Origin of the sequence: Geodermatophilus siccatus (genome assembly GCF_900103785.1) — a bacterium.
In the GTDB taxonomy this organism is placed as follows: Bacteria; Actinomycetota; Actinomycetes; order Mycobacteriales; family Geodermatophilaceae; genus Geodermatophilus; species Geodermatophilus siccatus.
This window is the reverse complement of record NZ_FNHE01000007.1, coordinates 120,953-146,209: the sequence shown is the minus strand read 5'-3', so window position 1 is coordinate 146,209 and position 25,257 is coordinate 120,953. Positions and strand designations below refer to the sequence as shown.

Annotated in this window: 25 protein-coding genes; 7 read left to right on the top strand and 18 right to left on the bottom strand. The window is 73.9% G+C overall.

The window, feature by feature from the left end; translation table 11 throughout:
* Positions 1-94 precede the first annotated feature (94 nt).
* The 3 genes from lipB to BLS21_RS14430 form a co-directional block, all read right to left on the bottom strand.
* Positions 95-742 (bottom strand): lipoyl(octanoyl) transferase LipB, encoded by a 648-nt coding sequence (gene lipB / locus BLS21_RS14440; RefSeq protein WP_091219558.1) that lies wholly within the window; start codon positions 740-742, stop codon positions 95-97.
* 71 nt (positions 743-813) lie between these two features.
* Complete coding sequence (locus BLS21_RS14435; protein WP_091219556.1) at positions 814-1,548, bottom strand: Type 1 glutamine amidotransferase-like domain-containing protein; 735 nt, start codon at positions 1,546-1,548, stop codon at positions 814-816.
* A gap of 2 nt (positions 1,549-1,550) precedes the next feature.
* Positions 1,551-2,795: an FAD-dependent oxidoreductase gene (locus BLS21_RS14430; protein WP_091219553.1), complete on the bottom strand. Its 1,245-nt coding sequence runs from the start codon at positions 2,793-2,795 to the stop codon at positions 1,551-1,553.
* Positions 2,796-2,912: 117 nt separating this feature from the next.
* Between BLS21_RS14430 and BLS21_RS14425 the strand changes: the two genes are divergently transcribed.
* Positions 2,913-4,607 carry a serine/threonine-protein kinase gene (locus BLS21_RS14425; protein ID WP_091219925.1) on the top strand — a complete coding sequence of 565 codons (1,695 nt, stop codon included), beginning with the start codon at positions 2,913-2,915 and terminating at the stop codon, positions 4,605-4,607.
* Positions 4,608-4,613: 6 nt separating this feature from the next.
* Here the strand turns inward: BLS21_RS14425 and BLS21_RS14420 are convergent, their stop codons facing one another.
* The 3 genes from BLS21_RS14420 to lpdA form a co-directional block, all read right to left on the bottom strand.
* A complete protein-coding gene (locus tag BLS21_RS14420; RefSeq protein WP_091219549.1) occupies positions 4,614-5,522 on the bottom strand; it encodes a TIGR01777 family oxidoreductase in 909 nt (302 codons plus the stop codon).
* A 165-nt stretch (positions 5,523-5,687) separates the two neighbouring features.
* On the bottom strand, positions 5,688-7,604 hold the full coding sequence (gene sucB / locus BLS21_RS14415) for a 2-oxoglutarate dehydrogenase, E2 component, dihydrolipoamide succinyltransferase (protein ID WP_091219546.1): 1,917 nt from the start codon (positions 7,602-7,604) through the stop codon (positions 5,688-5,690).
* Between the two features lie 49 nt (positions 7,605-7,653).
* The gene (gene lpdA / locus BLS21_RS14410; RefSeq protein ID WP_091219543.1) at positions 7,654-9,033 is read right to left on the bottom strand and encodes a dihydrolipoyl dehydrogenase; all 1,380 of its coding nucleotides are present in this window, start codon (positions 9,031-9,033) and stop codon (positions 7,654-7,656) included.
* Between the two features lie 153 nt (positions 9,034-9,186).
* On the opposite strand from lpdA, the gene BLS21_RS14405 reads away from it, so the two are divergent.
* Positions 9,187-9,519: an oxidoreductase gene (locus BLS21_RS14405; protein ID WP_091219540.1), complete on the top strand. Its 333-nt coding sequence runs from the start codon at positions 9,187-9,189 to the stop codon at positions 9,517-9,519.
* Positions 9,520-9,558: 39 nt separating this feature from the next.
* Here BLS21_RS14405 and BLS21_RS14400 read toward each other — a convergent pair whose 3' ends face one another.
* Positions 9,559-11,070 (bottom strand): leucyl aminopeptidase, encoded by a 1,512-nt coding sequence (locus BLS21_RS14400; RefSeq protein WP_091219537.1) that lies wholly within the window; start codon positions 11,068-11,070, stop codon positions 9,559-9,561.
* A gap of 130 nt (positions 11,071-11,200) precedes the next feature.
* Between BLS21_RS14400 and gcvT the strand changes: the two genes are divergently transcribed.
* The gene (gcvT, locus tag BLS21_RS14395; RefSeq protein WP_091219534.1) at positions 11,201-12,319 is read left to right on the top strand and encodes a glycine cleavage system aminomethyltransferase GcvT; all 1,119 of its coding nucleotides are present in this window, start codon (positions 11,201-11,203) and stop codon (positions 12,317-12,319) included.
* Positions 12,320-12,379: 60 nt separating this feature from the next.
* Here the strand turns inward: gcvT and BLS21_RS14390 are convergent, their stop codons facing one another.
* The 4 genes from BLS21_RS14390 to BLS21_RS14375 are packed head-to-tail and all read right to left on the bottom strand — an operon-like array spanning position 12,380 to position 14,664.
* The gene (locus BLS21_RS14390) at positions 12,380-13,504 is read right to left on the bottom strand and encodes a YihY/virulence factor BrkB family protein (RefSeq protein WP_091219531.1); all 1,125 of its coding nucleotides are present in this window, start codon (positions 13,502-13,504) and stop codon (positions 12,380-12,382) included.
* Between the two features lies 1 nt (position 13,505).
* Positions 13,506-13,784 (bottom strand): DUF4235 domain-containing protein, encoded by a 279-nt coding sequence (locus BLS21_RS14385; protein WP_091219527.1) that lies wholly within the window; start codon positions 13,782-13,784, stop codon positions 13,506-13,508.
* Positions 13,781-14,230 carry a DUF3618 domain-containing protein gene (locus BLS21_RS14380; protein WP_091219524.1) on the bottom strand — a complete coding sequence of 150 codons (450 nt, stop codon included), beginning with the start codon at positions 14,228-14,230 and terminating at the stop codon, positions 13,781-13,783. Before BLS21_RS14380 ends, BLS21_RS14385 begins: the two co-directional genes overlap by 4 nt.
* Positions 14,227-14,664: a phage holin family protein gene (locus BLS21_RS14375; RefSeq protein WP_091219521.1), complete on the bottom strand. Its 438-nt coding sequence runs from the start codon at positions 14,662-14,664 to the stop codon at positions 14,227-14,229. The genes BLS21_RS14380 and BLS21_RS14375 overlap by 4 nt, the downstream gene beginning before the upstream one ends.
* Positions 14,665-14,781: 117 nt before the next feature.
* On the opposite strand from BLS21_RS14375, the gene BLS21_RS14370 reads away from it, so the two are divergent.
* Positions 14,782-14,994: a hypothetical protein gene (locus BLS21_RS14370; RefSeq protein ID WP_091219518.1), complete on the top strand. Its 213-nt coding sequence runs from the start codon at positions 14,782-14,784 to the stop codon at positions 14,992-14,994.
* A gap of 105 nt (positions 14,995-15,099) precedes the next feature.
* On the opposite strand, the gene BLS21_RS14365 is transcribed toward BLS21_RS14370, so the two are convergent.
* Together BLS21_RS14365 and BLS21_RS14360 are read right to left on the bottom strand one after the other, a co-directional pair.
* Positions 15,100-16,083 carry an aldo/keto reductase family protein gene (locus tag BLS21_RS14365; protein WP_091219515.1) on the bottom strand — a complete coding sequence of 328 codons (984 nt, stop codon included), beginning with the start codon at positions 16,081-16,083 and terminating at the stop codon, positions 15,100-15,102.
* Positions 16,084-16,168: 85 nt separating this feature from the next.
* Positions 16,169-16,777 (bottom strand): DUF3043 domain-containing protein, encoded by a 609-nt coding sequence (locus BLS21_RS14360; protein ID WP_091219512.1) that lies wholly within the window; start codon positions 16,775-16,777, stop codon positions 16,169-16,171.
* Positions 16,778-16,923: 146 nt separating this feature from the next.
* Here BLS21_RS14360 and BLS21_RS14355 point away from each other — a divergent pair, with 146 nt between their 5' ends.
* On the top strand, positions 16,924-17,271 hold the full coding sequence (locus BLS21_RS14355) for a HesB/IscA family protein (RefSeq protein WP_072915689.1): 348 nt from the start codon (positions 16,924-16,926) through the stop codon (positions 17,269-17,271).
* A 93-nt stretch (positions 17,272-17,364) separates the two neighbouring features.
* Here BLS21_RS14355 and asnB read toward each other — a convergent pair whose 3' ends face one another.
* The 3 genes from asnB to BLS21_RS14340 are packed head-to-tail and all read right to left on the bottom strand — an operon-like array spanning position 17,365 to position 20,075.
* Positions 17,365-19,296 (bottom strand): asparagine synthase (glutamine-hydrolyzing), encoded by a 1,932-nt coding sequence (asnB, locus tag BLS21_RS14350; protein WP_091219509.1) that lies wholly within the window; start codon positions 19,294-19,296, stop codon positions 17,365-17,367.
* Positions 19,297-19,348: 52 nt separating this feature from the next.
* The gene (locus BLS21_RS14345) at positions 19,349-19,720 is read right to left on the bottom strand and encodes a DUF3817 domain-containing protein (protein ID WP_091219507.1); all 372 of its coding nucleotides are present in this window, start codon (positions 19,718-19,720) and stop codon (positions 19,349-19,351) included.
* Entirely contained in the window at positions 19,710-20,075 is a 366-nt protein-coding gene (locus BLS21_RS14340) for a metalloprotease (protein WP_091219505.1), read from the bottom strand. Before BLS21_RS14340 ends, BLS21_RS14345 begins: the two co-directional genes overlap by 11 nt.
* Before the next feature lie 299 nt (positions 20,076-20,374).
* Between BLS21_RS14340 and ctaC the strand changes: the two genes are divergently transcribed.
* Positions 20,375-21,244 (top strand): aa3-type cytochrome oxidase subunit II, encoded by an 870-nt coding sequence (gene ctaC / locus BLS21_RS14335; RefSeq protein ID WP_091219502.1) that lies wholly within the window; start codon positions 20,375-20,377, stop codon positions 21,242-21,244.
* Between the two features lie 45 nt (positions 21,245-21,289).
* Positions 21,290-21,691, top strand: a complete 402-nt coding sequence (locus BLS21_RS14330) for a cytochrome c oxidase subunit 4 (RefSeq protein ID WP_091219499.1) — start codon at positions 21,290-21,292, stop codon at positions 21,689-21,691.
* Positions 21,692-22,466: 775 nt separating this feature from the next.
* Here the strand turns inward: BLS21_RS14330 and qcrB are convergent.
* Both qcrB and qcrA read right to left on the bottom strand, forming a co-directional pair.
* Positions 22,467-24,131, bottom strand: coding sequence for a cytochrome bc1 complex cytochrome b subunit (qcrB, locus tag BLS21_RS14325; protein ID WP_091219497.1), 1,665 nt, complete (start codon positions 24,129-24,131; stop codon positions 22,467-22,469).
* The gene (gene qcrA / locus BLS21_RS14320; protein WP_091219494.1) at positions 24,131-25,243 is read right to left on the bottom strand and encodes a cytochrome bc1 complex Rieske iron-sulfur subunit; all 1,113 of its coding nucleotides are present in this window, start codon (positions 25,241-25,243) and stop codon (positions 24,131-24,133) included. The genes qcrB and qcrA overlap by 1 nt, the downstream gene beginning before the upstream one ends.
* Positions 25,244-25,257 lie beyond the last annotated feature (14 nt).

The following is a 25,257-nucleotide window of genomic DNA, read 5'->3' as shown; positions in this document are numbered from 1 at the left end:
GGACGACACCGCGGCCAGCTGCCGTCCCCTGTGGGCGGAGCCTCGTCGTCGTTCCTCGTGGGAGCCTCCGGCTCCACTCGTCACGACACGTTGCTCAGACGGTCAGGATGGCGCGCATCGCCTTCTCGACCGGCTCGAGGGCCTCGTCGACCGTCACGTCACGGCCGAGCTCGGCCGACAGCGAGGTGACGCCGGCGTCGGCGATGCCGCAGGGCACGATCGCACCGAAGGCGCCGAGGTCGGGGTCGCAGTTGAGCGCGAAGCCGTGCATCGTCACGCCGCGGGCCACCCGGATGCCGATCGCGGCGATCTTGCGCTCGGGACGCCACCGGCTGCCCGGGCCGGGTTCGTCGGCCGGCAGCCAGACGCCGCTGCGCCCCTCGACCCGCCCGGCCTCGACGCCGAAGCCGGCGCAGACCTCGATGAGCGCGCCCTCCAGCCGGCGGACGTAGGCGACCACGTCGACCGGGTCGGGCAGCGCGACGATCGGGTAGCCGACCAGCTGACCCGGGCCGTGCCAGGTGATCTTCCCGCCGCGGTCGACGTCGACCACGGGGGTGCCGTCCTGGGGCCGCTCGTGCGGCTCGGTGCGCTTGCCGGCGGTGTAGACCGACGGGTGCTCGAGGAGGAGCAGCGTGTCGGACCCCTCGCCGGCCACCCGGGCGGCGTGCAGCGCGCGCTGGCGCTCCCAGGCCTCCTCGTAGGGGACCGTGCCCGCCCGGATCACCTGCAGCTCACTCACGCGACCAAGCCTAGGCCCCCTCTCGGGCACCGCCCCGAGCTTGCGAGGGGTGGGGAGGAGGGGGTCCTTCTTCAGCGCAGCCGCCGGGGCTCGATGCGGGTCTCCACCGCGGTGCCGTCGGGACCCGGCTCCACCCGGTAGGCCGCCCTGTCCGGCCGGTCGGCGACCGCCTCCACCAGCTCGGTGCCGCGGTAGACCAGCCCCACGCCGTCGTCGGTGGCGTGCCCGCCGGGCAGCGTGCCGTCGGCCACGAGCCGGTGGTACAGCGGACGGCGCTGCTCCTCGGAGTCGTAGTGCACCCCGTTGGACGTCGGGATGAGCCCCAGCCCGTCGGTCACCGGGCGCAGGTCGGGGCCGTAGGAGTCGGTGGTGCCGCCGACGTGCCAGCACAGCGACCCGGCGGACACCCCGCCCAGCACGACACCGGCCTGCCACACCTCGCGGAAGACCTCGTCCAGTCCGTGCACCCGCCACACCGCGAGCAGGTTGGCCACGCTGCCGCCGCCGACCCAGACCACGTCCTGGGCCAGCAGGTGTGCGCGGACGTCGGGCACGGTGGGCATCGGGAAGAGGCTCAGGTGGCTGACCTGCACCCCGCTGCCGGCGAAGGCGCCGTACACGCCGGCCACCCGCACCGGGTCGTCGCCGGTGGCGGTGCCGAGGTAGCACAGGCGCGGGCGCTCGGGCGCACCCGCCAGCTGGAGGGCGAGGTCGAAGACGGGCCCCGGCGCCCAGTCGTAGGGGCCGCGACCCCGGGAGTCGAAGCCGATGCTCGTGGCGAGGATGGTCGGGGCGGTGGCGGGCACGGTCAGGCAGCTCCTCGCTGATCGGTGCCCAGGGTGCGCAGGACGGCGCGGGCGGCCCGCGCCCCGCTGGCCATGGCGCCCTGGATGGACGGGGTGTCGCGGTGGTCGCCGGCGACGAACAGCCCGCCGCCGAGGTCGACCGGCTGCCGCAGGCGCAGCGGCGGGACGGCGGCCGGTTGGGCCTGCGGCACGGTGACCGAGGTGAGGTGCTCGAGGTCGCCCGGGCCGATGCCGTGCAGCGCGGCGACCTCGGCCCGCACGTCGGCCTCGCGGGTGGGGGCGAGGCTGGAGCTGGCCACCAGCGCCCGGCCGTCGGGGCCGTAGGCGGGCTGGGCGTCGGTGAGCACCGCGCTGTTCACCAGCCGCCCGCCCGGCGTGCCGAGGACCAGCAGCGGCTCCCCGGTCGGGGAGGCGGGCAGCACGTGCAGGTGGGTGGTGACCTGGCGGGGCGCGGACGCCGTCAGCCCGGGGACCAGCGCCGCGGCGGTGCCGGGGTCGGTGGCGACGACGACCGCGTCGGCGCGGGTGCGCCCGCTGTCGGTGACGACCGCGTCGCCGCGCACGGCCGTCGCCGGGACGCCGAGGTGCACGCGGTCGGCCCCGACCCGGGCGGCCAGTTGCTCGCCGACCGACTGCATGCCGCGGGCCGGCAGCCCGATGGCGCCGCGGGCGAAGCTGCGCCACAGCAGGTCCAGGTAGTGGCTCGAGGTCTCCAGCCGGTCCTCCAGGAGCACGCCGGCGAGGAAGGGCCGGAAGAAGCGCTCCAGCGCCGTGTCGCCCACCCCCGCCTGCCTCAGCCGCTCCTCGGCGGTCGTCTCCCGGTCCCGGAGCAGGCGTTCGACCGGCGTGTAGCCGGCCCGGGCCGAGTAGACGGCGATCGCGGCCTTGCGCACCGGGGAGCCGAGCGGCGCGCGCAGCGTGTCCAGCGCGGCCGTGGGCCGTCGCCGCGGGTCGACCAGCCGGGACCGCCGGCCGTCCACCCGGACGACCGCGCCCGGCCAGAACCAGCCGAGGTCGAGCGCCGCCAGGTCGAGGTCGGATGCGCGCGGGTAGCCGGTGTTGAGCACCTGGAAGCCGCGGTCGACGACGAACCCGTCGACCCGCTCGGTGGCCAGCCGACCGCCGGCGTGCGCGGCCGCCTCGGCGACGTGCACGTCCACGCCCGCAGCGCGCAGCCGGACGGCCACCGACAGGCCGGCCAGCCCGGCCCCCACGACGACGACCTGGGCGCGGGCGGGCAGCGGCATGGCCCGAACCTAGGACGCCCGGCGCCGTCCCACCCGTCCGGGGCGGGTCTGTGGACCCAGCCGGTGCCTGTGGACGGCGTCGGCGAGGTGCAGGCCCATGCGCCTACGGTGCCCGCCATGCCCGCGTCCCCTCCCGCGCCCGTCGTCCCCGGCTACCGGCTCGAGGAGCTGCTCGGGCGGGGCGGCTCCGGCGAGGTGTGGCGCGCGGTGCCCCGCTCCGGCGGTCCGGCGGTCGCCGTCAAGCTGCTGGTGGCCGGGGACGCCGAGCGGCAGGCCCGCGAGGCGGCGCTGCTCGGGGAGCTCGACCACCCGCACCTGGTCCGGCTGCACGAGGTGGTGCACGGGCCACGTCGCGGTGGGCAGCCGCGGGTGGCCCTGGTCCTCGACCTGCTCGCCGGCGGCAGCCTCGCCGCCCTGCTGGCCCGTCGCGGCCGGCTGCGGCCCGGGGAGGTGGTCACCGCCCTCGCTCCCGTGGCCGCGGCCCTGGCACACGCGCACGATCGTGGTGTCGTGCACGGCGACCTCTCGCCCGGCAACGTCGTGTTCACCGCCGAGGGTCGTCCGGTGCTCACCGACCTCGGGGTGGCGCGGGTGCTGGGGGAGGAGGCGGCCCGTGAGGTCACGCCGGCCTACGTCGACCCCACCGTGGCCCGCGGTGGGGCGCCCGGCCCGGCCTCGGACGTCTTCGGCGTCGCGGCCGCGGCCTTCCACGCGCTGACCGGGGTCGCCCCGTGGAACGCCGCCACGCCCGCCGACACGCTCCGGGTGGCCGCCGAGGGCGAGCTGCCCGACCTCGCGGAGCTCGCGCCCGGTGCCCCGCCGGACCTGCTCGTCGTCATCGCCCGCGGGCTCTCGGCCGACCCGCACGACCGCGGATCGGCCGCCGCCTTCGCCCTGGACCTGCGGCACGCCTGCCGTCCCGAGCCGGTGCGGCTGCCGCAGGCCGGGGTGCCCGACGAGGAGCTCGCCCGCACCGGCCGTGGTCCGCGCACCGAGCTCACCCACCAGGTCCCCGGGCGGCACCGGCGGGCCGGTGACGAGGTGCTGCCCGACCGCACCGGCCTGCGCGGCCGGCTCGCGGCGTCCGGCCCGCTGCTGCGCCGAGGGGCGCTGCCGGCCGTCGCGGCCGTGGTCGTGGTGGTCCTCGGGGTGCAGCTCGGCGGCTGGTGGGGCAGAGCTCCGGCGCCGGCCCCCGTGGCCGATCGCGCCGCCGGTGCCCCTCGCACGCCGGAGCCGGCGGCCGACCCCTCTGCAGCCGCGCCCACGTCGGCTGCCCCGGAGACCTCGGCCCCGCCACCGCCGGTCCGGCCGCCCGGGGGTTCCCTCGAGACGACGCCGGCCCCGACCCCGGAGGCCGCTGCACCGGAAGTCGCTGCACCGGAAGCCGCTGCACCGGAGGCCGCTGCCACGCCCGAGGACGACTGGCAGGGCCGGCTCAGCAGGCTGTACCTGCGCCGGGCGGAGGCGCTGGCCACCGGGGCCGCGCCGCTGCTCGACGACGTGTACGTCGACGGCAGCACCCTCCTCACGGCCGACCGGGACAGCGTGGCCGCCCTGACCGCCGCCGGCGAGGCGCTGCGCGGCTTCGCACCGGAGGTGGTCAGCGCGACCCTGGTCGGCGGCACGCCCGGCGCGGGCCCCGTGATCCTGCGGGTGGTGGACCGCTGGCCGGACTACGAGGTGGTGCGAGCAGCCGATCCCGGGGGCCCGGCGTTGCGCACGGTCGGCGGGCGCGGGGAGGCGGAGGTGCGCATGACGATCGAGGCCACCGCCGAGGGGTGGCGGATCTCGTCGGCCGAGCGGGTCGGGTGATGCGGGTCAGCCGCGCTGCAGCGCCGCGCGCAACGCGTCGTCGAGGTCGGGGTGGGTCCACCGGTAACCGGCCCGCTCCAGCACCGCGGGGACGGCACGCTGACCGGCCAGCACGCTGGAGCGGCCGAACTCACCCAGGGCCAGCGCCAGCACGGGGCCGGGGACGGGGAGGACCGCCGGCCGGTGCACCGCGGCGGCCAGACGGCGGACGAACTCGGCGTTGGGAACCGGGCGAGGGCCGGTGAGGTTCACCGGGCCGGAGACGTCGGCGGTCAGCAGGAACCGGATCGCGTCGACCTCGTCGTCCAGGCTGATCCACGGCCAGTACTGCCGTCCCGAACCCATGCGCCCGCCGAGGCCGGCCCGGAAGACCAGGCCCAGGATGCGCACCAGCATGGCGTCGCGGCCGACGACCAGGCCGGTGCGCAGGTGCACCACGCGCACGCCGGCGTCCTCGGCGGGGCGGGTGGCGGCCTCCCAGTCGACGCACAGGCGGGCCAGGAAGTCGTTGCCGGGCGGCGCGTCCTCCTGCACCTCCCGGTCCCCGGTGTCGCCGTAGTAACCCACGGCCGAGGCCGAGAGCAGCACCCGACGGCGTCCCGGGTCGGCCGCGGCCGCCGCAGCCAGCGCCTCGCTGACCGTGGCCGTGCTGTCGAGCCGGCTGGAGCGCAGCTGCTCCTTGTAGCCGGCCGTGAAGGGGCGCGGCCGGATGGGCGTGCCGGCCAGGTTCACCACGGCGTCGACGTCGGAGAGCAGGGTCGGGTCGATCCGCCGGTGCTGGGGGTCCCAGCGGTGCTCGTCGGCCGTCCGCGGCGTCCGGCGCACCAGCCGCAGCACCTCGTGCCCGTCGGCGCGCAGCGCGGCCACCAGGTGCGTGCCGATCAGCCCGGAGGAGCCGGTGACCGCGATCTTCATCTGTCTCCTCCAGGCAGGGCCGGACGCGATCGGGGCCCCGGCAGCTGCCGGGGCCCCGATGGACCCCTGCAGGGCCCCGTCGCTGGCCCCGGCGAGAGGCTCATCCCGAGCTCGCGGGGGATGAGGACGACGGGGCCCTCCGGCGATGGGGCAGGGGGTCCTTGTTCAGGAGAGGCCGAGCTCGCCCTGGAACTGACCGGCCTCCAGCCGCTCCTTCACCGTGACGAGGAAGCGGGCGGCGTCGGCGCCGTCGACGATCCGGTGGTCGTAGGTCAGTGCCAGGTAGACCATCGACCGGACCGCGATCACCTCGCCGAGGCCGGGGTCCTGGACGACGACCGGGCGCTTGACGACGCTGCCCACGCCGAGGATCGCCACCTGCGGCTGGTTGATGATCGGCGTGTCGAACAGCGCCCCGCGGCTGCCGGTGTTGGTCAGCGTGAAGGTGCCGCCGCCGAGCTCGTCCGGGGTGACCTTGTTGGTGCGGGTCCGCTCGGCCAGGTCGGCGATCTTGCGGGCCAGCCCGCCGATGCTCAGGTCACCGGCGTCCCTGATGACCGGGACCAGCAGACCGCGCTCGGTGTCGACCGCGACGCCCAAGTTCTCGGCGTCGTGGTAGGTCACCGTGCCCGCCTCGAGGTCGATCGAGGAGTTCACGGCCGGGTGGGCCTTGAGCGCCTCGACCGCCGCCTTGGCGAAGAACGGCAGGAACGACAGCTTGACGCCCTCGCGGGCCTCGAAGTCGCGCTTGGCCCGGTCCCGCAGCCGCGCGATGGTCGTGACGTCGGCCTCCACGACCGTCGTCAGCTGGGCGCTGACCTGCAGCGACTCGACCATCCGGCGGGCGATGACGGTGCGCAGCCGGGAGAGCTTCTCGGTGCGCCCGCGCAGCGAGGTGTCGGGCTGGGCGGCCGGCGACGGGCTCGGGGTCGGTCGACCGGTGGCGGCGGCCGGGGCCGGGGTCGGGGCCTCTGCCGGGGCAGCCGCCTTCTCCGCGGCGGCGAGCACGTCCTGCTTGCGGATCCGCCCACCGACGCCGGTGCCGGTCACCGAGGACAGGTCGACGCCGCGCTCGGCGGCCAGCCGGCGGACCAGCGGGGTGACGTACTGCCCGCCACCGTCCCCGCCGCTGTCACCGGCCGGAGCCGGGGCGGGGGTCTTCGGCGCCGCGGGCGCCTGGGGGGCGACCGCCTGGGCCGGCGAGGGCGCGTCGGTGGGGGAGGTGCTGGGCAGCACGCCGCCGGAGCCGTAGTCGGCACCGGGCTGCTCCGAGGTCGGCTGGGCCCGCTGCGGCGTCGGGTCGGCCTGCGGTGTCGGCTGCGTCGCCTGCGCGGGAGGCGCCGGCTGTCGCGGCTCCTGCTGCGACTGCGGCTCCTGCTGGGCCGGCGCAGAGGGAGCCGGGGCCTGCGCCTGGGCGCCCCCGCCGGCGGACCCGGAGCCGATGACGGCCAGCTCCGAGCCGACCTCGACCGTCTCGTCCTCGTTCACCGAGATCGACAGCAGCGTGCCCGACACCGGCGCGGGGATCTCGGTGTCGACCTTGTCGGTCGAGACCTCGAGCAGCGGCTCGTCGGCGGTCACCTCGTCGCCGACGGACTTCAGCCAGCGGGTGACGGTGCCCTCGGTGACGCTCTCGCCGAGCGCCGGCATGGTCACCGGCGTCCCCTCGCCGCCGCCCTGACCGCCGCCGCCCTGGCCGCCGTCGCCGGAGGCCGGTGCGGCCGCGGCCGGCTGCGGCTCGTCCGCCGGACCGGGACCGGCGTCCTCGACCTGCTCGACGGGGGTCTGCGGGGTGGTGTCGGCGTCCTCGGCCGAGGCCGGGCCGGCCGGCGCGCCCCCGCCCCCGTCCCCGCCGATGACCGCGAGCTCGGCACCGACCTCGACCGTCTCGTCCTCGGCGACGAGGATCTTGCTCAGCACGCCGGCGGCCGGTGAGGGGATCTCGGTGTCGACCTTGTCGGTCGAGACCTCGAGCAGCGGCTCGTCGACCTCGACCTGCTCACCCTCCTGCTTGAGCCATCGGGTGACCGTGCCCTCGGTGACGCTCTCGCCCAGGGCGGGCATGGTGACGGAGGTCGGCATCGGGGCGGGGCTCCTTCTGGCGCGGGTGGGTGGGGGAGTGGTGCGGAGGTCAGCCGTGTACGTGCAGCGGCTTGCCGGCGAGCGCGAGGTGGGCCTCGCCCAGGGCCTCGCTCTGCGTCGGGTGCGGGTGGATGAGGGCGGCGACGTCGTCGGCCTCGGCCTCCCAGTTGTAGATCAGCTGGGCCTCGGCGATCAGCTCGCCGACCCGGCTGCCGACCATGTGCACGCCGACCACGGGGCCGTCGACGGCCTGCACCAGCTTGACCGCGCCGGCGGTCTTGAGGATCTGGCTTCGGCCGTTGCCGCCGAGGTCGTAGGTGAGGGTCTTGACCTCGCCGAAGCGCTCCTTGGCCTGCGCCTCGGTGAGACCGACCGAGGCGACCTCGGGGTCGGAGTAGGTGATCCGCGGGACACCGGCGTAGTCGATCGGGGCGGGCTCGAGGCCGGCCAGCCGCTCGGCCACGAAGATGCCCTCGGCGAAGCCGACGTGGGCCAGCTGCAGGGTGGGGATCAGGTCGCCGACGGCGGAGATGGTGGGCACGTTGGTGCGCAGGTACTCGTCGACGAGCACGTAGCCGCGCTCCATCGCGACACCGGCCTCCTCGTAGCCCAGGCCCTGGCTGACCGGCCCGCGGCCCACGGCCACGAGCAGCAGCTCGGCCTCGAACTCCTTGCCGTTCTCGAGCGACACCTTGACGCCGTTCTCGGTGTTCTGCACGCCCGTGAAACGGCTCCCGAGCTCGAAACCGATCTTGCGGCGGCGGAAGGCCCGCTCCAGGAGCTTGGAAGAGGCCTCGTCCTCGAGCGGGACGAGGTGCGGCAGGGCCTCGATGATGGTGACGTCGACGCCGAAGGACTTCCAGGCGCTGGCGAACTCGCAGCCGATGACGCCGCCACCGAGGATGATCGCCGAGGCCGGCACGCGGTCCATGTTCAGCGCGTGGTCGCTGGTGATGACCCGGGTGCCGTCGATCTCGAGGCCGGGCAGCGAGCGGGCGTAGGAGCCGGTCGCCAGCAGGACGTGGCGGCCCTCGTAGCGCTGGCCGCCCACCTCGACCGCGGTGGGGGAGACCAGCCGGCCCTCGCCCTCCACGTACTGGATCTTGCGGCTCTTGATCAGGCCCTGCAGGCCCTTGTAGAGCCGGGAGATGACGCCGTCCTTGTAGCTGTTGACGCCGTCCATGTCGATGCCGGCCAGTGACGTCTTGACGCCGAACTGCTCACCCTCACGGGCCAGGTCGGCGACCTCGCCGGCGTGCAGCAGGGCCTTGGTGGGGATGCAGCCGCGGTGCAGGCAGGTGCCGCCGACCTTGTCCCGCTCGACGAGGACGACGGACATGCCCAGTTCGGCGGCGCGCAGCGCGGCGGCGTAGCCACCCGAGCCACCACCGAGGATGACCAGGTCGGCGGGGGAGGTGGGTGCGCTCACGAGTTCTCCTCGGGTGCCGGGGTCCCGCCCGCGTCCAGGCGGCCGGGTGAAGGTCCGCGCCCATCCTGCCACTCCGGGAACGCGGCCGTGGGCAGCACCGTTGCCACCGCGACGTCGCGGTGCGGACGCGACCCGGTCGAGACGGGAGCGGGCATGGGTTTCTGGGGCCGACTGCGGCGGCGGGCACCCGGCCGCGGCACCCTCGACCGGGGCTCCGGCCGGGCCGACGTCGCCCACCTCGAGCAGTTCGTCGCCAGCCGGCGCGGCGTGGAGGGGTACGTCGAGCCCCGGACGGCGGTCACCGAGACCACGATCGTCCTGGTCGCCGCGGACGGCGAGTGGACCCGGCGCCGGATCGAGGGCCCGGACACCGCCCGGCGGCTCTCCCGCGAGCTCGGCATCCCGGTCTACGACGCGCAGGTGACCGGCTACCCGCAGCGGATGCGGGACTGGTCGAAGGACCACAGGCCCCCCACCACTCGCTGACGCTCGCGGCGGGCCCCTGCCTGTGGCCGTTCCACCACGTCACCGGTCGGCGATGAGGTCCTCGATGGTGGCCAGCAGCGTGCGCACCGGCACGCCGGTCCCGCCCTTGGGGGTGTACCCCCAGGGCGTGCCGGTGTTGTAGCTCGGGCCCGCGATGTCGATGTGCGCCCACGGCAGCCCGTCCGGCACGAACTCGGCGAGGAAGTGCGCCCCGACCAGCATGCCGCCCATCCGGTCGGCGTTGGCGTTGACGAAGTCGGCGATCGGCGAGTCCAGCCCGCGGCGCAGCTCGGCCGGCATCGGCATCGCCCACATCGCCTCGCCGCTGCGGGTCGAGGCGGCCACGACGGCGTCCCGCATGTCGTCGCTGCCCATGACGCCGGCGGTGCGCGAGCCGAGGGCGACCAGCTGCGCGCCGGTGAGCGTGGAGGTCTCCAGGATCGCGTCGGGGGAGTCCTCGGCGGCCCGGGCCAGGGCGTCGGCGAGGATCACGCGGCCCTCGGCGTCGGTGTTGGTGATCTCGGCCTTCTTGCCGTTGCGGAAGGTCACCACGTCGGCGGGGCGGTAGGCCGAGCCGCTGGGCAGGTTCTCGGCCATCGGCACGGTCGCGGTGACCTCGACGGGCAGGCCGAGCTCGGCGACCAGGCAGACCGTGGCGATCACGGCGGCCGCGCCGGCCATGTCGCTGGTCATGTGGTGCATGTTCGCGGCCGGCTTGATCGACAGGCCGCCGCTGTCGAAGGTGATGCCCTTGCCGACCAGTGCGACCTTCCTGCGCGCCTTCTTCCCGCGGTAGGTCAGCCGGAGCAGGCGGGGCCCACGGGTCGAGCCGCCGCCGACGGCCAGGACGCCGCCGTAGCCGCCGGCGGCCAGGGCCGCCTCGTCGAGCACCTCGACGTCCAGCCCGGCGCGCTTGCCCGCCGCGGCGCCGCGCGCCGCGAGCTCGGCGGGGAACAGGTCGTTGGGCGGGGTGTTGACCAGGTCGCGCACCAGCGCGACGGCGTCGGCGACGGCGCGGGCGCGCTCCAGCGGTCCCTTCGCGGCCCCGGTGTCGGGGACGACGACGGCGAACTCCCGCGGTGGGAGCGGCCGGCCGGCGGAGTCGGACTTGTAGGCGGTGAACTCGTAGGCGCCGAGCAGGCTGCCCTCGCCGACGGCGTGCAGGCGCAGCTCGTCGGGCGTCCCGCCGACCGCGGCCAGCAGGGTGACCACCGACGCGCGACCCGACAGCGCCCGGCTGGCGGCACCGGCGGCCCGGCGGACCGCCTCGGCGGCGTACCCGCCCCCGGCCTGGGGCGCGCCGAGGCCGACGGCGGCGACGACCGGGAACGGGCCCTGGCCGAGCGCGGCGACCCGGGTGACCTCGTCCTCCGCACCGCGGGCGCCCAGGTCGGCGAGGGCGGGCAGCAGGCGGCCGCCCAGCAGCCGGTCGACGGCCTCCGCGCCGGGGGTGGGGAGCGGGCCGTCGGGCCCCTTCCCGACGCCGACGACGACGGCGTCGGCGGAGAGCTTCTCGAGCGGGCGGTCGGTGGCGGAGATCGTCGGCGGCACCGCTCGATCCTAGAAGTCGGGGGACCCCGTCCTCCTCACCCCTCGCGAGCTCGGGGCGAGCCTCTGGACGGGGTCGGCGCGGGCCCCTGCACGTGGGCCGTTCCAGCACGTCGCCGGATAGCGTGCCGGTGTGACCGCGCGGACCTCCCCCCTGCACGACCGGCACGTCGCGGCCGGCGCCAAGCTGGCCGACTTCGGCGGCTGGTCGATGCCGATCGAGTACGCCGGCGGCGGGGTGCTGGCCGAGCACGAGGCCGTCCGCACCCGCGTGGGCCTGTTCGACGTCTCGCACCTGGGCACCGCCACGGTGCGCGGCCCGGGGGCGGCGGCCTTCGTCGACAGCTGCCTGACCAACGACCTGTCGCGCATCGGGCCGGGCCAGGCGCAGTACACGATGTGCTGCCTGCCCGACGGCGACCCGCGGGCCGGGGGAGTGGTCGACGACCTGATCGTCTACCTGCACGGCCCGGACGACGTCCTGCTCGTGCCCAACGCCGCCAACGCCGCCGAGGTGGTGGCCCGGTTGACCGACGCCGCACCGGCCGGCGTGACGGTCACCGACCGGCACACCGAGGTCGCCGTCCTGGCTGTGCAGGGGCCCCGGTCATCGCAGCTGCTGGCGTTCCTCGGGCTGCCCGGCGAGCTGCCGTACATGTCCTTCGTGACCGGCGTGGGCGGCGGCTCGGCCGAGGTCACCGTCTGCCGCACCGGCTACACCGGCGAGCACGGCTACGAGCTGCTGGTGGGTGCCGACCGCGCCGGCGAGCTGTGGGACGTGCTGGTGGAGACCGGTCAGGACGAGGGCCTGCGGCTGTGCGGGCTGGGCGCCCGCGACACGCTGCGCACCGAGATGGGCTACCCGCTGCACGGCCACGAGCTCTCGACCGAGATCACGCCGGTGCAGGCCCGCGCCGGCTGGGCGGTGGGCTGGCGCAAACCGGCGTTCTGGGGTCGCCAGGCGCTGCTGGCGGAGAAGGAGGCCGGTCCGGCGCGCCTGCTGTGGGGGCTGCGGGCGACCGGGCGGGGCATCCCGCGGCCGGGCATGGCGGTGCTCGACGCCGACGGCACCCGGGTCGGCGAGGTCACCAGCGGCACCTTCTCGCCGTCCCTGCGCACCGGCATCGCCCTCGCCCTGCTGGACACCGCCTCGGGCGTCGAGGAGGGCAGCGAGCTGGCCGTGGACGTGCGCGGGCGGCCGCAGACAGTGCAGGTCGTGCGGCCGCCCTTCGTCCCCTCGCACGTGCGCTAGGCCCCCGTGCAGAGTCCCGCCGCGAGCCTGCGAGCGGTGGGGGGCAGGGGGGGGCCTGCTTCAGGCGCTGCGGTGTGACTCCTTGGTGGGTACCGGCGGGTCGGGCAGCGAGTCGGCCATGGTGGCGTCGCGCTGGCCCATCGGCTGCGGCGGACCCTGGGTGGTGTCCTCCGCCGTCTGGTGCTCGGCCTCGGAGTTGATCTCCGCACCGAGCAGGATCAGGTAGCAGGTCAGGTACAGCCACAGCATCAGCACGATCACGCCGGCGATGGCCCCGTAGGTCTTGTCGTAGGACCCGAAGTTGTCGACGTAGATGCTGAAGCCGAGGCTCACGATCGCCCAGATCACGGTGACGACGACGGCGCCGAGACTCACCCAGCGCAGCCTCGGGGCGTCCCGGTCCGGGGCGACGCGGTACAGCACGGCCAGCGACCCCGCGAAGACGGCGAGGAGCAGGACCCACCGGACCACCTGCGCGAGGACGGTGGCGAACGGGCCGAGCGGCAGCACGTCCAGGAGGTTCGGGACCACCGCGACGAGCGCGAAGGTGATCAGCACGAAGACGATCGCGCCCAGGGTCAGGCCCAGCGAGACGGCCTTGCGCTTGACGAAGCCGCGCGTCTCCACCTCGTCGTAGGCGAGGTTCACCGCCGTCACGAGGTTGCCGACGCCACCGGAGGCGCTCCACAGCGCACCGAGCACGGAGACCGCCAGGCCGAAGCTGAGCGCTCCACCGCTGTTGGTGACGATGCTGTTGAGCTGGTCCCCGATCAGCCGGGCGGCACTCTCCGGGAGCTGTGCCGAGAGGTCCTCGACCTGCCGGGCGACGGTCTCCGGGGAGGCCACCAGCCCGTAGATGTTCAGCATCGCGATCAGCGCGGGGAAGATCGCCAGGAACCCGAAGAACGCCACGCCGCCGCCGATGATCGGCATGTTGTCGGCGTTGTTCTCCGCCCACGCCCGCCGGACGATCTGCTTCCACCCCCGCCAGGGGATGTCGGTGGGCTTGTCCGCGGTGATGCCGGGCAGCTGCTGCTCGCTGGGCGCCCCCGGCGGTGGCTCGCTCGCCCGTGGGTCCGGCCCGCTGGCCTCCGCAGCCCGCGCGGCCGCCCGCCGGGCCGCCTTCTCCTCGACCCGCTCGCGGATGCGGTCGACGGCGCTGTCGCGGTGTCGGGTGCCGGCCACGTCAGTCGCCCGGCCAGTTGCCGGTCAGCTTGGTGAACCCGCGGGCGCCGGCACGGTCGATGGCCGCCTTGGTGGCGGCGAAGATGGCGCCCTGCAGCGCCGCGGCGAGGACGACCTCCTTCATCGAGTACTCGCTCTGCAGCGCGTCCGGGGCGTCGTCCTCGTTGGACACGCGCTTCCAGACCTGTTTGAAGACCGCACCGGACACCACACCGGCCAGGACGCCGCCGAGCAGGCCGATCGGCCGGTAGGCGAGCTTGGCTCCCTTGCTGCTGCTCACTTGGTCCTCCTCCTGGCCCGGCGGGCCTTCGCCGTCCTCTTCGCCCTCTGCTTCGCCGCCTTGCGTGCCGCCTTCTCGGCTGCGGCGCGACGGGCGGCGGCCACCTTCGCGGCGCGCTTCGCCGCACGCTTGGCCTCCCGCTCGGCGACCCGGCGGTCCTTCGTCCGGCGGCGCCAGACCAGCAGGCCGAGCAGCGCGGCCACGCCGGCACCGGCGCCGATGACCGCCGGCGGGCTCTCGCGATAGGTCTCCACCGCGGTGTCGCGGGCGCGGTAGGCGCTCTCCCTCGCCCGCTCGGGGACGTCGAGGCGGTGGGAGAGCTCGTCGACGGTGCGGCCGAGCTGTGCCCGGGTGGCTTCGATCTCGGCCTTGATGGCGTCGGGGTCGCTCGCCGGCGGCTGGCCGTTCGTCGTCCCGTCGGGGCCTCGGCTGGCTGGGGTGCTCACCGGCGCGCACTCTCCTTCACGGTCTGGATGTCGGTCCTGGTGCTGGCGATGGCCTCGGTGGGCACCGGCGGGGTGCCCTTCTCCACGTCCTTCTTGCCGACCAGTGCCAGCACGCCGGCGACGGCGAAGAGCACGACGGCGACGATCAGCGCGGCCAGCCAGCCGGGGAGCACCAGGGCGAGGGCGAGGACGGCGGCGGCGATGAGCACGGCCAGGCCGAGGAAGGCGAACAGGCCGGCGCCGCCGAACAGCCCGGCGCCGATGCCCATGCGCTTGGCCTTCTGGGTCACCTCCGCCTGGGCGAGCCGGGCCTCGTCGCGCACGAGCCGGCTGATCTGCTCGGTCAGCTGGCTGATGAGCTGGCCGGTCGAGGCGTCCTCGGGGGCGGGGGGCGGGGCGGTTGCGCGAGTGGCGCCCGCCGTCGGATCGGTCATCGGTCCTCCGAGCCGGGGGAGACTGTCGATGTCCTCACATGCCCCCGATGATCGCCGGGATAACCAGGCGCGGGTCACACTCCGGGGACGGTGACGCGCTCGCTAACCTCAGCGCGCATGAGCTGGTACTGGCGGCTGGAGGACCCCTCGGGGGCGGTGCTGGACCCCGCCGCGGTGGGGGTGGAGGTGCCGAGTTCGGACAACCAGGGCGACGCGGAGTCCTGGCTGGGGGAGAACTGGCGCGACCTGCTCGAGCGGGGGGTGGCGACCGTGACGCTCTTCGACGGCGAGCAGGAGGTCTACGGCCCGATGAGCCTCGCCGCCACCTGAGGCCGCCCGACCGGAGTCGGGCGGGCCCAGTGACGCTCCGGAACGGCCACCCCCCAGGCTCCCGACGGGGTCCTCCGACGAGGCGTGGGGGAGGGTGGTCCTCCGTCAGCCGCGGGCGGTCCTGGCGGGGTCGCGTTCGACGACGTCCCCCAGGACCTCGTCGATGCGCGCCAGGACGTCGGCGTCGAGGGTCACCCCGGCCGCCGCCACGTTGTCGTGCACCTGCTCGGGCCGGGTCGCGCCGATGATCGCCGCCGCGACGTTGGGGTTCTGCAGCACCCAGGCGATGGCCAGCTGCGCCATGGACAGGCCGAGGTCCTCGGCGACCGGCCGCAGTCCCTGCACCGCGGTGAGGACGTCGTCCCGCAGGAACCGCCGCATCGACCCGCCGACCTCCGCGTGCCCGCCCCGGCTGTCGGCCGGCGGCTGCCGGCCGGGCAGGTACTTGCCGGTGAGCACGCCCTGCGCCAGCGGGGACCACACGATCTGCGAGATCCCCTCCTTCTCGGAGGTGGGCACGACCTCGTCCTCGATGACCCGCCACAGCATCGAGTACTGCGGCTGGTTGCTGATCAGCTGGACGCCGAGGTCGCGGGCGAGCGCGGCGCCGGCGGCGATCTCCTCGGCGTTCCACTCCGAGACGCCGATGTAGAGCACCTTGCCGGCCCGGACGAGGTCGGCGAAGGCCGTCATCGTCTCCTCGAGCGGCACCGTCGGGTCGTAGCGGTGCGCCTGGTAGAGGTCGACGTAGTCGGTCTGCAGCCGCCGCAGCGAGGCGTGGCAGCTCTCGAGGACGTGCTTGCGGGACAGGCCGCGGTCGTTGTGGCCCGGGCCGGTCGGCCAGTAGACCTTGGTGAAGACCTCGAGCCCCTCGCGGCGCTGCCCGGCGAGGGCGCGACCGAGCACCGACTCGGCCCGGGTGCCGGCGTAGACGTCGGCGGTGTCGAAGGTGGTGATGCCGGCGTCGAGGGCGGCGCGGACGCAGGCGTGCGCCGCGTCCTCCTCGACCTGGCCGCCGTGGGTCAGCCAGTTGCCGTAGGCGATCGCGGAGGTGTTGAGGCCGGAGCGGCCCAGTCGTCGGGATTCCACGGGCGCCGACGCTAGCCCGGCGGGCCCGCCCGGGCGTCCCGAGCGTGGTGACGTGCTGGAACGGACCCTGACGCGTAGTCCTTCCTCAGACCTGGGCGCCCAGCCGGACCTCGGGCTTCGGGAAGCGCCAGCGGCGGACCATGGTGGCGCGGCTGATCCCGTACCAGACCAGGCCCTTCATCCTGTGGTCCTGGTTCGGGAAGCGCTCGAGCACCTTCTTCTTGATCCGCCGGCCCAGGACGATCGAGTCGGCGATGATCAGCAGGAAGAAGACCAGCCAGATCGAGACGGTGTAGCTGCGCACCTGCTCGTTGGGCACGAAGTTGCCGATGAGCACGAGCGCGGCGACGAAGAGGAAGAAGCTGCCGGCGTTGCGGCGGGCGTCGACGACGTCGCGGACCAGCTTGCGGACCGGGCCGCGGTCGCGGGCCGGCAGGTAGCCCTCGTCGCCCCGCGCCGCGCCGGCGCGGGTGGCCCCGCGGTTGGCCGCCCGCTGCTCGCGCATCCGCTTGTAGGCCTCCTTGCGGGTCTGCGGAGGCGGCGGGGGAGGGCCGGGACGACGTCCCTGGGCCTCGTGGCGCTTGGGCGTGGGCCGACCCTTGCCGCCCGTCTTCACCAGCTGCGTGGTCGGGTCGGCGGCGGGGTCGGGGGCGGCCTCGGTGCGGTCGCGGCGCCCGGGCAGGCGGAGCTTCACGACGGCGAGTCTACGTGTGACCTCGGCCGATCCCGGTCCGCACGGCACTCCACGCCGTACAGTGGGAAGAGGCTCCGCTCCGGCGGTGTTGGCCTGCTGCAGGACGTGCCGCAGCAGGCACCCTCGAACGTGGGAGGACTTCCAACATGACGGTGCAGGACACCACGGCCACCGGCGTCATCCTCAGCGACCCCGCTGCCGCCAAGGTCAAGGCGCTGCTGGACCAGGAGGGTCGCGACGACCTCCGCCTGCGCATCGCCGTCCAGCCCGGCGGCTGCTCGGGCCTGCGTTACCAGCTCTTCTTCGACGAGCGGTTCCTCGACGGCGACCAGACCTACGACTTCGGCGGGGTCGAGGTCATCGTCGACCGGATGAGCGGCCCCTACCTCGGCGGCGCCGTCATCGACTTCGTGGACACGATCGAGAAGCAGGGCTTCACGATCGACAACCCGAACGCCACCGGCTCCTGTGCCTGCGGCGACTCCTTCAGCTGAGCCGGTGACACCGCGGTCCCCCGGACCGCACCGCTGACACGACGAAGGCCCGGTCCCTCCCGCGGGAGGGACCGGGCCTCCGTCGTCCCCGGACTACAGCCGGACGGGGTAGACCGTCTCGGGGACGTCGACCTTGATGCGCTGCTCGACGAAGACGCCGTGCCAGACCATGAAGACCAGCAGCGTCCACAGCTTGCGGGAGAGGTCGACCGGCGAGCCGGCCCGGTGGTTGTCGCGGTGTGCGTCGAGCATCCAGAGGATCTGCCGCCGGTCGAGCCACTCGTCGGTCTGGCTCTCCTCGACGACCTGCCGCGCCCAGTCGTGCAGGTCCTCGGCCAGCCAGTGCCGGGTCGGGACGGGGAAGCCGAGCTTCCGGCGGTTGAGCACGTGCGGCGGCACGATCTGCTCCAGCGCCCTGCGCAGCGCGTACTTCGTCGTCTCCTTCGTGACCCGCTGGTCGACCGGCAGCGTGCCGGCGACCGCGAAGACCTCCGGGTCGAGGAAGGGCACCCGCAACTCGAGCGAGTTGGCCATGGTCATCTTGTCGGCCTTGACCAGGATGTCGCCGCGCAGCCAGGTGAACAGGTCCACGTACTGCATCGCGGTCACGTCGTCGTAGCCCGCCGCCCGGGTCCGCTCGTAGAGCTCCCGGGTGACGGCGACGTGCGACAGGTCGGGGTCGCGGCGCTCGAGGAAGCCGAGCTCGTCGTCCCGGAAGATGCGCGCGTTGCCGTAGTACCGCTGCTCGAGCGGGATGGAGCCGCGGCGCAGCAGGTCCTTGCCGCGCATGCCGTCGGGCAGCCTCGCCGACAGCGCGCCCAGCGCCCGGCGGATGCCCCCCGGCAGCCTGTCGAACGCCGCCAGCGACAGCGGCTCGCGGTAGATGTTGTAGCCGCCGAACAGCTCGTCGGCGCCCTCGCCGGAGAGCACCACCTTCACGTGCTTGCGGGCCTCGCGGGCCACGAAGTACAGCGGCACGAGGGCGGGGTCGGCGACCGGGTCGTCGAGGTACCAGACGACCAGCGGGATCGACTCGGCGAACTCCTCGGGCGTGACCACCTTGGTCACGTGCTCGACGCCGATCGCGGCCGCCGACTCGGCGGCGACGTCGATCTCCGAGTAGCCCTCCCGCTCGAAGCCGACCGTGAAGGTCATGAGGTCGGGGTTGTACCGCTTGGCCAGCGCGGCGATCGCGGTGGAGTCGATGCCGCCGGAGAGGAACGACCCGACGGTGACGTCGGCGCGCATGTGCACCCGCACCGAGTCGTCGAGCACCGCGGCGATGCGGTCGTAGAGGCCCTGCTGTTCGTCCGCGGCGACCGGCCGGACGGGGAAGGTCGGGTGGGAGTAGCGGCTGGTGTGCAGCTCGCCGTCCTCCACGGTGAAGCTCGTGCCGCTCTCGATCCGCCGGATGCCGCGGTGCAGCGTCGCCGGCTCGGGGACGTACTGCAGCGTCAGGTAGTGCTGCAGCGAGGCGGAGTCCACGCCGCCCGCGGCGTCGCTGCCGCCGAGCATCTCCAGCAGCGCCTTCTTCTCGGAGCTGAAGACCAGCGCGCCGTCGGCGAGACGGGCGGTGAACAGCGGCTTGATGCCGAAGGGGTCGCGGGCGCCGAACGCCGTCCCGGTCCGGGTGTCCCAGATGACGAAGGCGAACATGCCGCGCAGCCGCCGGACGACGTCCTGACCCCAGTAGTGGTAGCCGGCGACGATCGCCTCGGTGTCGCCCTCGGTGGCGAAGCGCGCGCCCAGTGCCGCGAGCTCCTGGCGCAGCTCGACGTAGTTGTAGATCTCGCCGTTGAAGACGATCCGGTAGCGGCCGTCGGCGTAGGGCATCGGCTGGTGGCTGTGCTCGATGTCGATGAACGCCAGCCGGTTGAAGCCGAAGGCGACGCGCGCGTCGTTCCAGACCTGGATCTCGTCGGGGCCGCGGTGGCGCAGGCAGTGCAGCGCCTCGTGCACCTCCTTCACGCGGGTGTCGTCGACGCGGTCGGCGTCGGTGGACAGGTAGGCGAGCAGGCCGCACATGGGCGTGGTTCTCCGGGGGTCGTGGTGTGCCGGCGGAGTGGCCGCGGCAGGGTCAGACGCGAACGCCGGCGCGGGTCTTGCGCGTGGCGTTGCGCTCGGCCACGAAGGACAGGATCGGAACGGTGCCTGCCACCAGGGTGAGAAGCGTGCCGCGCAACGTCCAGGAGGCGCGCAGGGCGAGGTCGCAGGCGGTCAGGAAGAAGACGAAGTAGAGCCAGCCGTGCAGGGTGCCGAGGACGGTCACCGGCTCCGCGATCCCGCCGAAGTGCTTGAGCGGGACGGCGACCAGGACGAGCGCGATGAGCAGGACACCCACGATCCAGGCCATCACGCGGTAGCGGGTCAGCGCGGCCGGGACGTCGCGGCCCACCCGGCGGGCCAGCGCGCGGGGCAGCCGCGACGCCGTCGTCGGGTCAGCGGCCATGCTCGGCCCGCTGCTGCAGCGCCCGCTCGTTGAGCTCGGCGAGGTAGGCGTTGTAGGCGGCCAGCTCCGGGTCGCCCGAGGTGTCGATGCGCGGCCGCTGGTAGAGGACCAGGTCGGCGCCCGGCTCGTCCTCGTCGGGGTCTCGGCGGACCTCGTCGAGGCACATCTTCACGTAGAAGCCGAGACCCATGAACCCGTACAGCGGCCACTGCAGCGCGTAGCTCCAGTTCACCGCACCGCCGCCCGCCTCGGCCTTGGACAGCTGCCAGTACCCCAGGAAGAAGGTGGCCACGAACAGGGCGGCCACCACCAGGTGCAGGAGCACCCACCTGGGGGTCAGCAGCCGGGAGAACACGACCTCGACTGTAACCGGCGGTGCCCCCCGGCAGGGGACGCCGGTGAGAGGGCTCACCGTGCCGTGGTCGGGCCCCGTCCTCTCCCGGCGCGGGGCCCGACCACGGCACGGTGAGCCCTCGGCCGCCGACCCGGGGCCCGACCCGCCGGGGCGGTGTCTCCGGTGGTCGGCCGCCGTGCGGGGTCGGCTAGTCTCGCCGCAGACTGTGGTCGGCACAGGCGCCGTTCGCCGGGGACCGGTGGACGGCCCGCCGGGAAGACCGTCCGGCGCACCGGACGAGGACGAGGAGGCAGCGAGCAGTGGCTCGAGGCAGCAGGCTCGCGCGGGTCGCCGCGCTCGGTCTCCTGGGGGTGCCCGCCCTGACCGGGTGCACCCCGAACAACGAGTTCTGGCGCTGGGGCTGGCCCGACGGCGTCACCGACGAGTCGGCGGCCACGCGGGACCTGTGGATCTGGTCGGTCATCGCCGCCCTGATCGTCGGGTTGGCGGTGTGGGCGCTCATCGGCTGGTCGGTCGTCATGCACCGCAAGCGCGGCGACGAGCTGCCGAAGCAGACGGCCTACAACCTGCCGCTGGAGATCGTGTACACGATCATCCCGTTCCTCATCATCGCCGGGCTGTTCTTCTTCACGGTGGTCGTGCAGAACCGGGTCCAGGAGCGCAGCGCCGACCCCGACGTCACCGTGGCGGTCAACGCCTTCAAGTGGAACTGGCAGTTCGTCTACCCCGAGACCACCGGGGCCGACGGCGAGCCGATCAACACGGTCGGCAACAGCGACGAGATCCCGATCCTCGTCCTGCCCACCGACCAGGACATCCGCTTCGAGGTGGCCTCGGCCGACGTCATCCACTCGTTCTGGGTGCCGGAGTTCCTCTTCAAGCTCGACGTCATCCCGGGCAACGAGAACGGCCGGGACAACGTCTTCGAGGTGACCATCCGCGAGGAGGGCGCCTTCGTGGGGCGCTGCGCCGAGCTCTGCGGCACCTACCACGCCTACATGAACTTCGAGGTGCGGGCGGTGTCGGCGGCGGACTACGACGCCTACCTGGCCGCGCGCGAGTCGGGCCTGAGCACCTACGACGCGCTGGAGAGCATCGGTCAGCCGGGCAACGCGACGAGCACCTCGCCGTTCGACCTGGTCGACGACGCGCAGCGAGCCGACGGCTGACGTGTCCGCCGACCGCGCACCGCACACCACGCAGGAGGGACGGCCGTGAAGGTCGAAGCGCTCATCTTCAACATCATCGGCGTCTTCTGCCTGGTCATGGCCGCCGTCTACGGGATCTGGTCCCGTGAGCCGATCGGGACGACGGCCCTGGTCCTCTCCGGTGGGCTGACGTTCCTCGTCGGTGGCTTCTTCTGGTTCATCTCGCGGCGCATCGACGCCCGCCCGGAGGACCGCAAGGACGCCGACATCGCCGACGGCGCCGGCGAGCTGGGCTTCTTCAGCCCGGGCAGCTACTGGCCGTTCGGCATCGCCCTGTCGGCCGGTCTCATGGGCCTGGCGCTGGCCTTCTTCTACCCGTGGATGATCATCCTGGCCGGCGCGGCCCTGCTGATCACCATCGGCGGCCTGCTGTTCGAGTACTACGTGGGGCAGAACGCCCAGGGCTGATCTCGCCCGACGACGAGGGCCCCTCCCCGCGCTGCGGGGAGGGGCCCTCGTCGTCGTGGGTCTTCGGCCGTGCGCGGTCGGGTACGGCGCTGCCGACCTGGTGTACGGCGCTGCGGGCCCGTGGGCGTCGGCTCGAGGGGGGAGGGCGAGGCCGGCCTCTCTCAGAGCCCGTGGCAGGGCGCTGGAGGCCGCGGCGGGCGCCGTGCGGGCGGCCGGAGCAGCGGGCGTGTGCCCGCTCGGTGGTGGTGGCCGCCTCGCCGGCCCCTGGGACCGGAGGACGCCGCGGACCGCGTCCCTGGACGCCTGCCGGTCGTCGTCTCCACGGCCGTCGTCCGCGGGTGCGCGCGGGGAACCGCTGAACCCGGCCCGCGGGAGACACCGGCGGGCCGGGCACCGTGTCCCTGGCCTCCGCGGGGGACGCGTCTGCCGTGGTCGGTGTCCGTCCGACGTCGGACGGACGGACACCGACCGGCCGCACCGGGCGCGCGGCCGACGGCGGCCGGTGCCAGGGGTGGCGCGGTGCCCCTCGGGTCGTCGTCGCCGTGACGGGACCCTCGGCGGGCCGAGCGGCCCTCAGGCCCCTCCGGCCCTGCCCGCCGGCCCCACCTCGCAGGGCTCCCCGGGGACGCGAGCCGTCGTGGGGCGCTGAGCCAGTGTCCTGGGTGGCCTCGGCTCGGGGGAGCAGCTCGGCGGGGACGTGGCCAGCGCGTCACCCGGAACGCAGCAGGGCCCCGACGGTCTCCCGTCGGGGCCCTGCTGCGTGGTGCGGGTGTGCTCAGTCGCGCGGCTCCTGCGGCCGACCACCGTCGGAGGGACGGCCGGAGGTGGTCAGCTCGCGGTCGGCCTCAGCGGCCGCCAGGCCGTGCTCGTCCTGACGCTGCTCGAGTTCGACCTGAGCCGGCTCCTCGATCGGCTTGAAGAACCCGCGGATCGCGCGGCGGGCGCCGCCCACCTGGTTCATCCGCTTGGGCACCGGAGCGCCGCCGTAGGCCAGCTGGCCGTGACCGTGCTCGTCGACCGGGCCGAGGGGCTGGTGCACCTCGATGAACTCACCGTGCGGCAGTCGCCGGATGACACCGGTCTCCAGGCCGTGCTCGAGGACCTCCCGGTCGTGCTTCTGCAGGCCGAGGCAGATGCGGTACGTGAACACGTAGGCGAGGGGAGGCAGGATGACCAGCCCGATGCGGCCGGCCCAGGTCATCGCGTTGAGGCTGATGTCGAACTTCTCGGCGATGACGTCGTTCCCACCCGAGATCAGCAGGACCACGTAGAAGGTGATGGCCATCATCCCCAGCGACGTCCGCACGGGGACGTCACGCGGACGCTGCAGCAGGTGGTGCGAGGCGGTGTCCCGGGTCAGCTTCCGCTCGATCATGGGGTACAGCGCCAGGAGCGTGAAGAGGATGCCCGGGAGCACCACGGTCGGCCAGAACAACGCCGGGATCTGGTAGTTGCCGGGCAGGTTGAGATCCCACGCCGGGAACAGACGCGTGGAGCCGTCGAGGAACATGACGTACCAGTCGGGCTGCGACGCCGCCGAGACCTGCGCCGGGTTGTACGGGCCCCACAGCCACACCGGGTTGATCTGCACCAGGCCACCGAGCGCGGCGCAGACGCCGAACACGATGAAGAACAGACCGCCGGCCTTGCCGGCGAAGGCGGGGAACAGCCGGTTGCCGACCACGTTGTGCTCGGTCCGCCCCGGGCCGGGGAACTGGGTGTGCTTCTGCTTGACCAGGATCAGCAGGTGCAGGGCGATCAGGGCGAGGATGATCGCCGGGACGATCAGCACGTGCACGATGTACATCCGGCCGACGATGAACTCACCGACGTAGTCGCCGTTGAAGACCGCCCAGTGCACCCAGGTGCCGACCACCGGGATCGCCAGGATGATCGCCGAGACGATCCGCAGCCCGGTGCCGGAGAGCAGGTCGTCCGGCATCGAGTAGCCGGTGAAGCCCATGGCGAACGACAGGACGAGCAGGGCGACGCCGATCAGCCAGTTCGTCTCACGCGGACGCCGGAAGGCGCCGGTGAAGAAGATGCGCAGCAGGTGGATGACGATCGACGCCACGAACAGCAGCGCCGCCCAGTGGTGCAGCTGACGCATGAACAGGCCGCCGCGGACGTCGAACGAGATGTAGAGCGTCGACTCGTAGGCGGCCGACATCTCGGCGCCCCGCAGCGGCGCGTACGTGCCCTCGTAGACGACCTCACGCATGGAGGCGTCGAAGAAGAAGGTCAGGTAGGTGCCGGACAGCAGCAGGACGATGAACGAGTAGAGCGCGATCTCACCGAGCAGGAACGACCAGTGGTCGGGGAAGACCTTGTTCAGCGTTCGGCGCAACGGGCCGGCGACGATCAGACGGTCGTCGACCTCCAGCGCTGCCTTGCCCAGTCGCGTGGTCGGGACACCCGGCGCTGTGGCGGTGCGAGCCATCAGATGCGCTCCCGGTTCCAGTAGGTGGGGCCAACAGCTTCAATGTAGTCACTACGCGCTACGAAGTAGCCCTCGTCGTCGACAGTGATCGGCAGCTGCGGCAGGGGGCGGGTGGCCGGGCCGAAGACCGGCTTGGCGCCCTGCGTCACGTCGAACTGCGACTGGTGGCACGGGCACAGGATGCGGCTGGTCTCCTGCTCGTAGAGCGAGACCGGGCAACCGGCGTGGGTGCAGATCTTCGAGTAGGCCACGTAGTCGCCGTAGCCGAAGTCCTCCTGGCCGGTGCGGGGCCGGTCGACCGTCACCTGCTCCGGACGCAGCCGGATGAGCATCGTGGCGGCGTCGGACTCCCGGTTGCCGCCGGCGACGGCCGGGAAGACCGTCTCCAGGGAGCCCGGCTGCTGGTCGCCGGGACGGATGGGGCTGCCGTCGTCGCGGACGAGGCGGACGCCCTCCGCCCAGCTCGTCGTGCCGAGCGGGTCGCCGGTGTTCGGGTTGCGGATCAGGCCGCCCAGCGGCATGAGCAGCATGAGCCCGATCCCGCTGCCCATGAACACCAGCGAGCGGGTGATGAGCTTGCGGCGGGCCAGGCCGCTGTTGTGCAGACCGCCGACGAGGGTCGCGCCGGTGGTGACCCGGTCGAAGTGCGACCCGTCGTGCTTGTCCTGGACGGCGGTCTCGTGCGGGAGAAGCTTCTTCGTGTAGAGCACCATCCCGACGCCGACCAGGATCAGGGCCAGCCCGCCGAGCGCCCCGATCATCGGGGTGAAGACGGCGCTCCAGCCGCCCTCGGTGATGGTCCACTGCCAGTCGGGCAGGAACCAGCCGGAGCCGGCGTAGATGACGAACGCCGCGAACGCGGCCAGCCCGGCGAGGCCGAAGGTCAGCGCGACCTGACGGACGGCCTGCCTCTCCACCGCGGACCCCGGCTCGGGGCCCGGGTCGACGTGCAGCACCTGCACGTCGTCGTACCGGGCACCCAGCAGGTCGAGCTCCTCGCGCGGCATGGTCGCGAGCTGCTCGGGGGTGTAGTCGTCGTCCGGACCGCCGTGCAGGGGGCCGGGGACGTCCGCGCCGCCGGTCGAACCAGGGGCGCTCTCGCGCGTGGTCACGCTGCCTCCTCGCT

Coding starts and splice junctions, on each gene's coding strand:
- BLS21_RS14430 (WP_091219553.1), bottom strand. CDS start 2,795: ATGCCGCTGCCCGCCCGCGCCCAGGTCGTCGTCGTGGGGGCCGGGCTG.
- BLS21_RS14425 (WP_091219925.1), top strand. CDS start 2,913: ATGCCCGCGTCCCCTCCCGCGCCCGTCGTCCCCGGCTACCGGCTCGAG.
- BLS21_RS14420 (WP_091219549.1), bottom strand. CDS start 5,522: ATGAAGATCGCGGTCACCGGCTCCTCCGGGCTGATCGGCACGCACCTG.
- sucB (WP_091219546.1), bottom strand. CDS start 7,604: ATGCCGACCTCCGTCACCATGCCCGCCCTGGGCGAGAGCGTCACCGAG.
- BLS21_RS14405 (WP_091219540.1), top strand. CDS start 9,187: ATGGGTTTCTGGGGCCGACTGCGGCGGCGGGCACCCGGCCGCGGCACC.
- BLS21_RS14375 (WP_091219521.1), bottom strand. CDS start 14,664: ATGACCGATCCGACGGCGGGCGCCACTCGCGCAACCGCCCCGCCCCCC.
- BLS21_RS14370 (WP_091219518.1), top strand. CDS start 14,782: ATGAGCTGGTACTGGCGGCTGGAGGACCCCTCGGGGGCGGTGCTGGAC.
- BLS21_RS14355 (WP_072915689.1), top strand. CDS start 16,924: ATGACGGTGCAGGACACCACGGCCACCGGCGTCATCCTCAGCGACCCC.
- asnB (WP_091219509.1), bottom strand. CDS start 19,296: ATGTGCGGCCTGCTCGCCTACCTGTCCACCGACGCCGACCGCGTCGAC.
- BLS21_RS14345 (WP_091219507.1), bottom strand. CDS start 19,720: ATGGCCGCTGACCCGACGACGGCGTCGCGGCTGCCCCGCGCGCTGGCC.
- qcrB (WP_091219497.1), bottom strand. CDS start 24,131: ATGGCTCGCACCGCCACAGCGCCGGGTGTCCCGACCACGCGACTGGGC.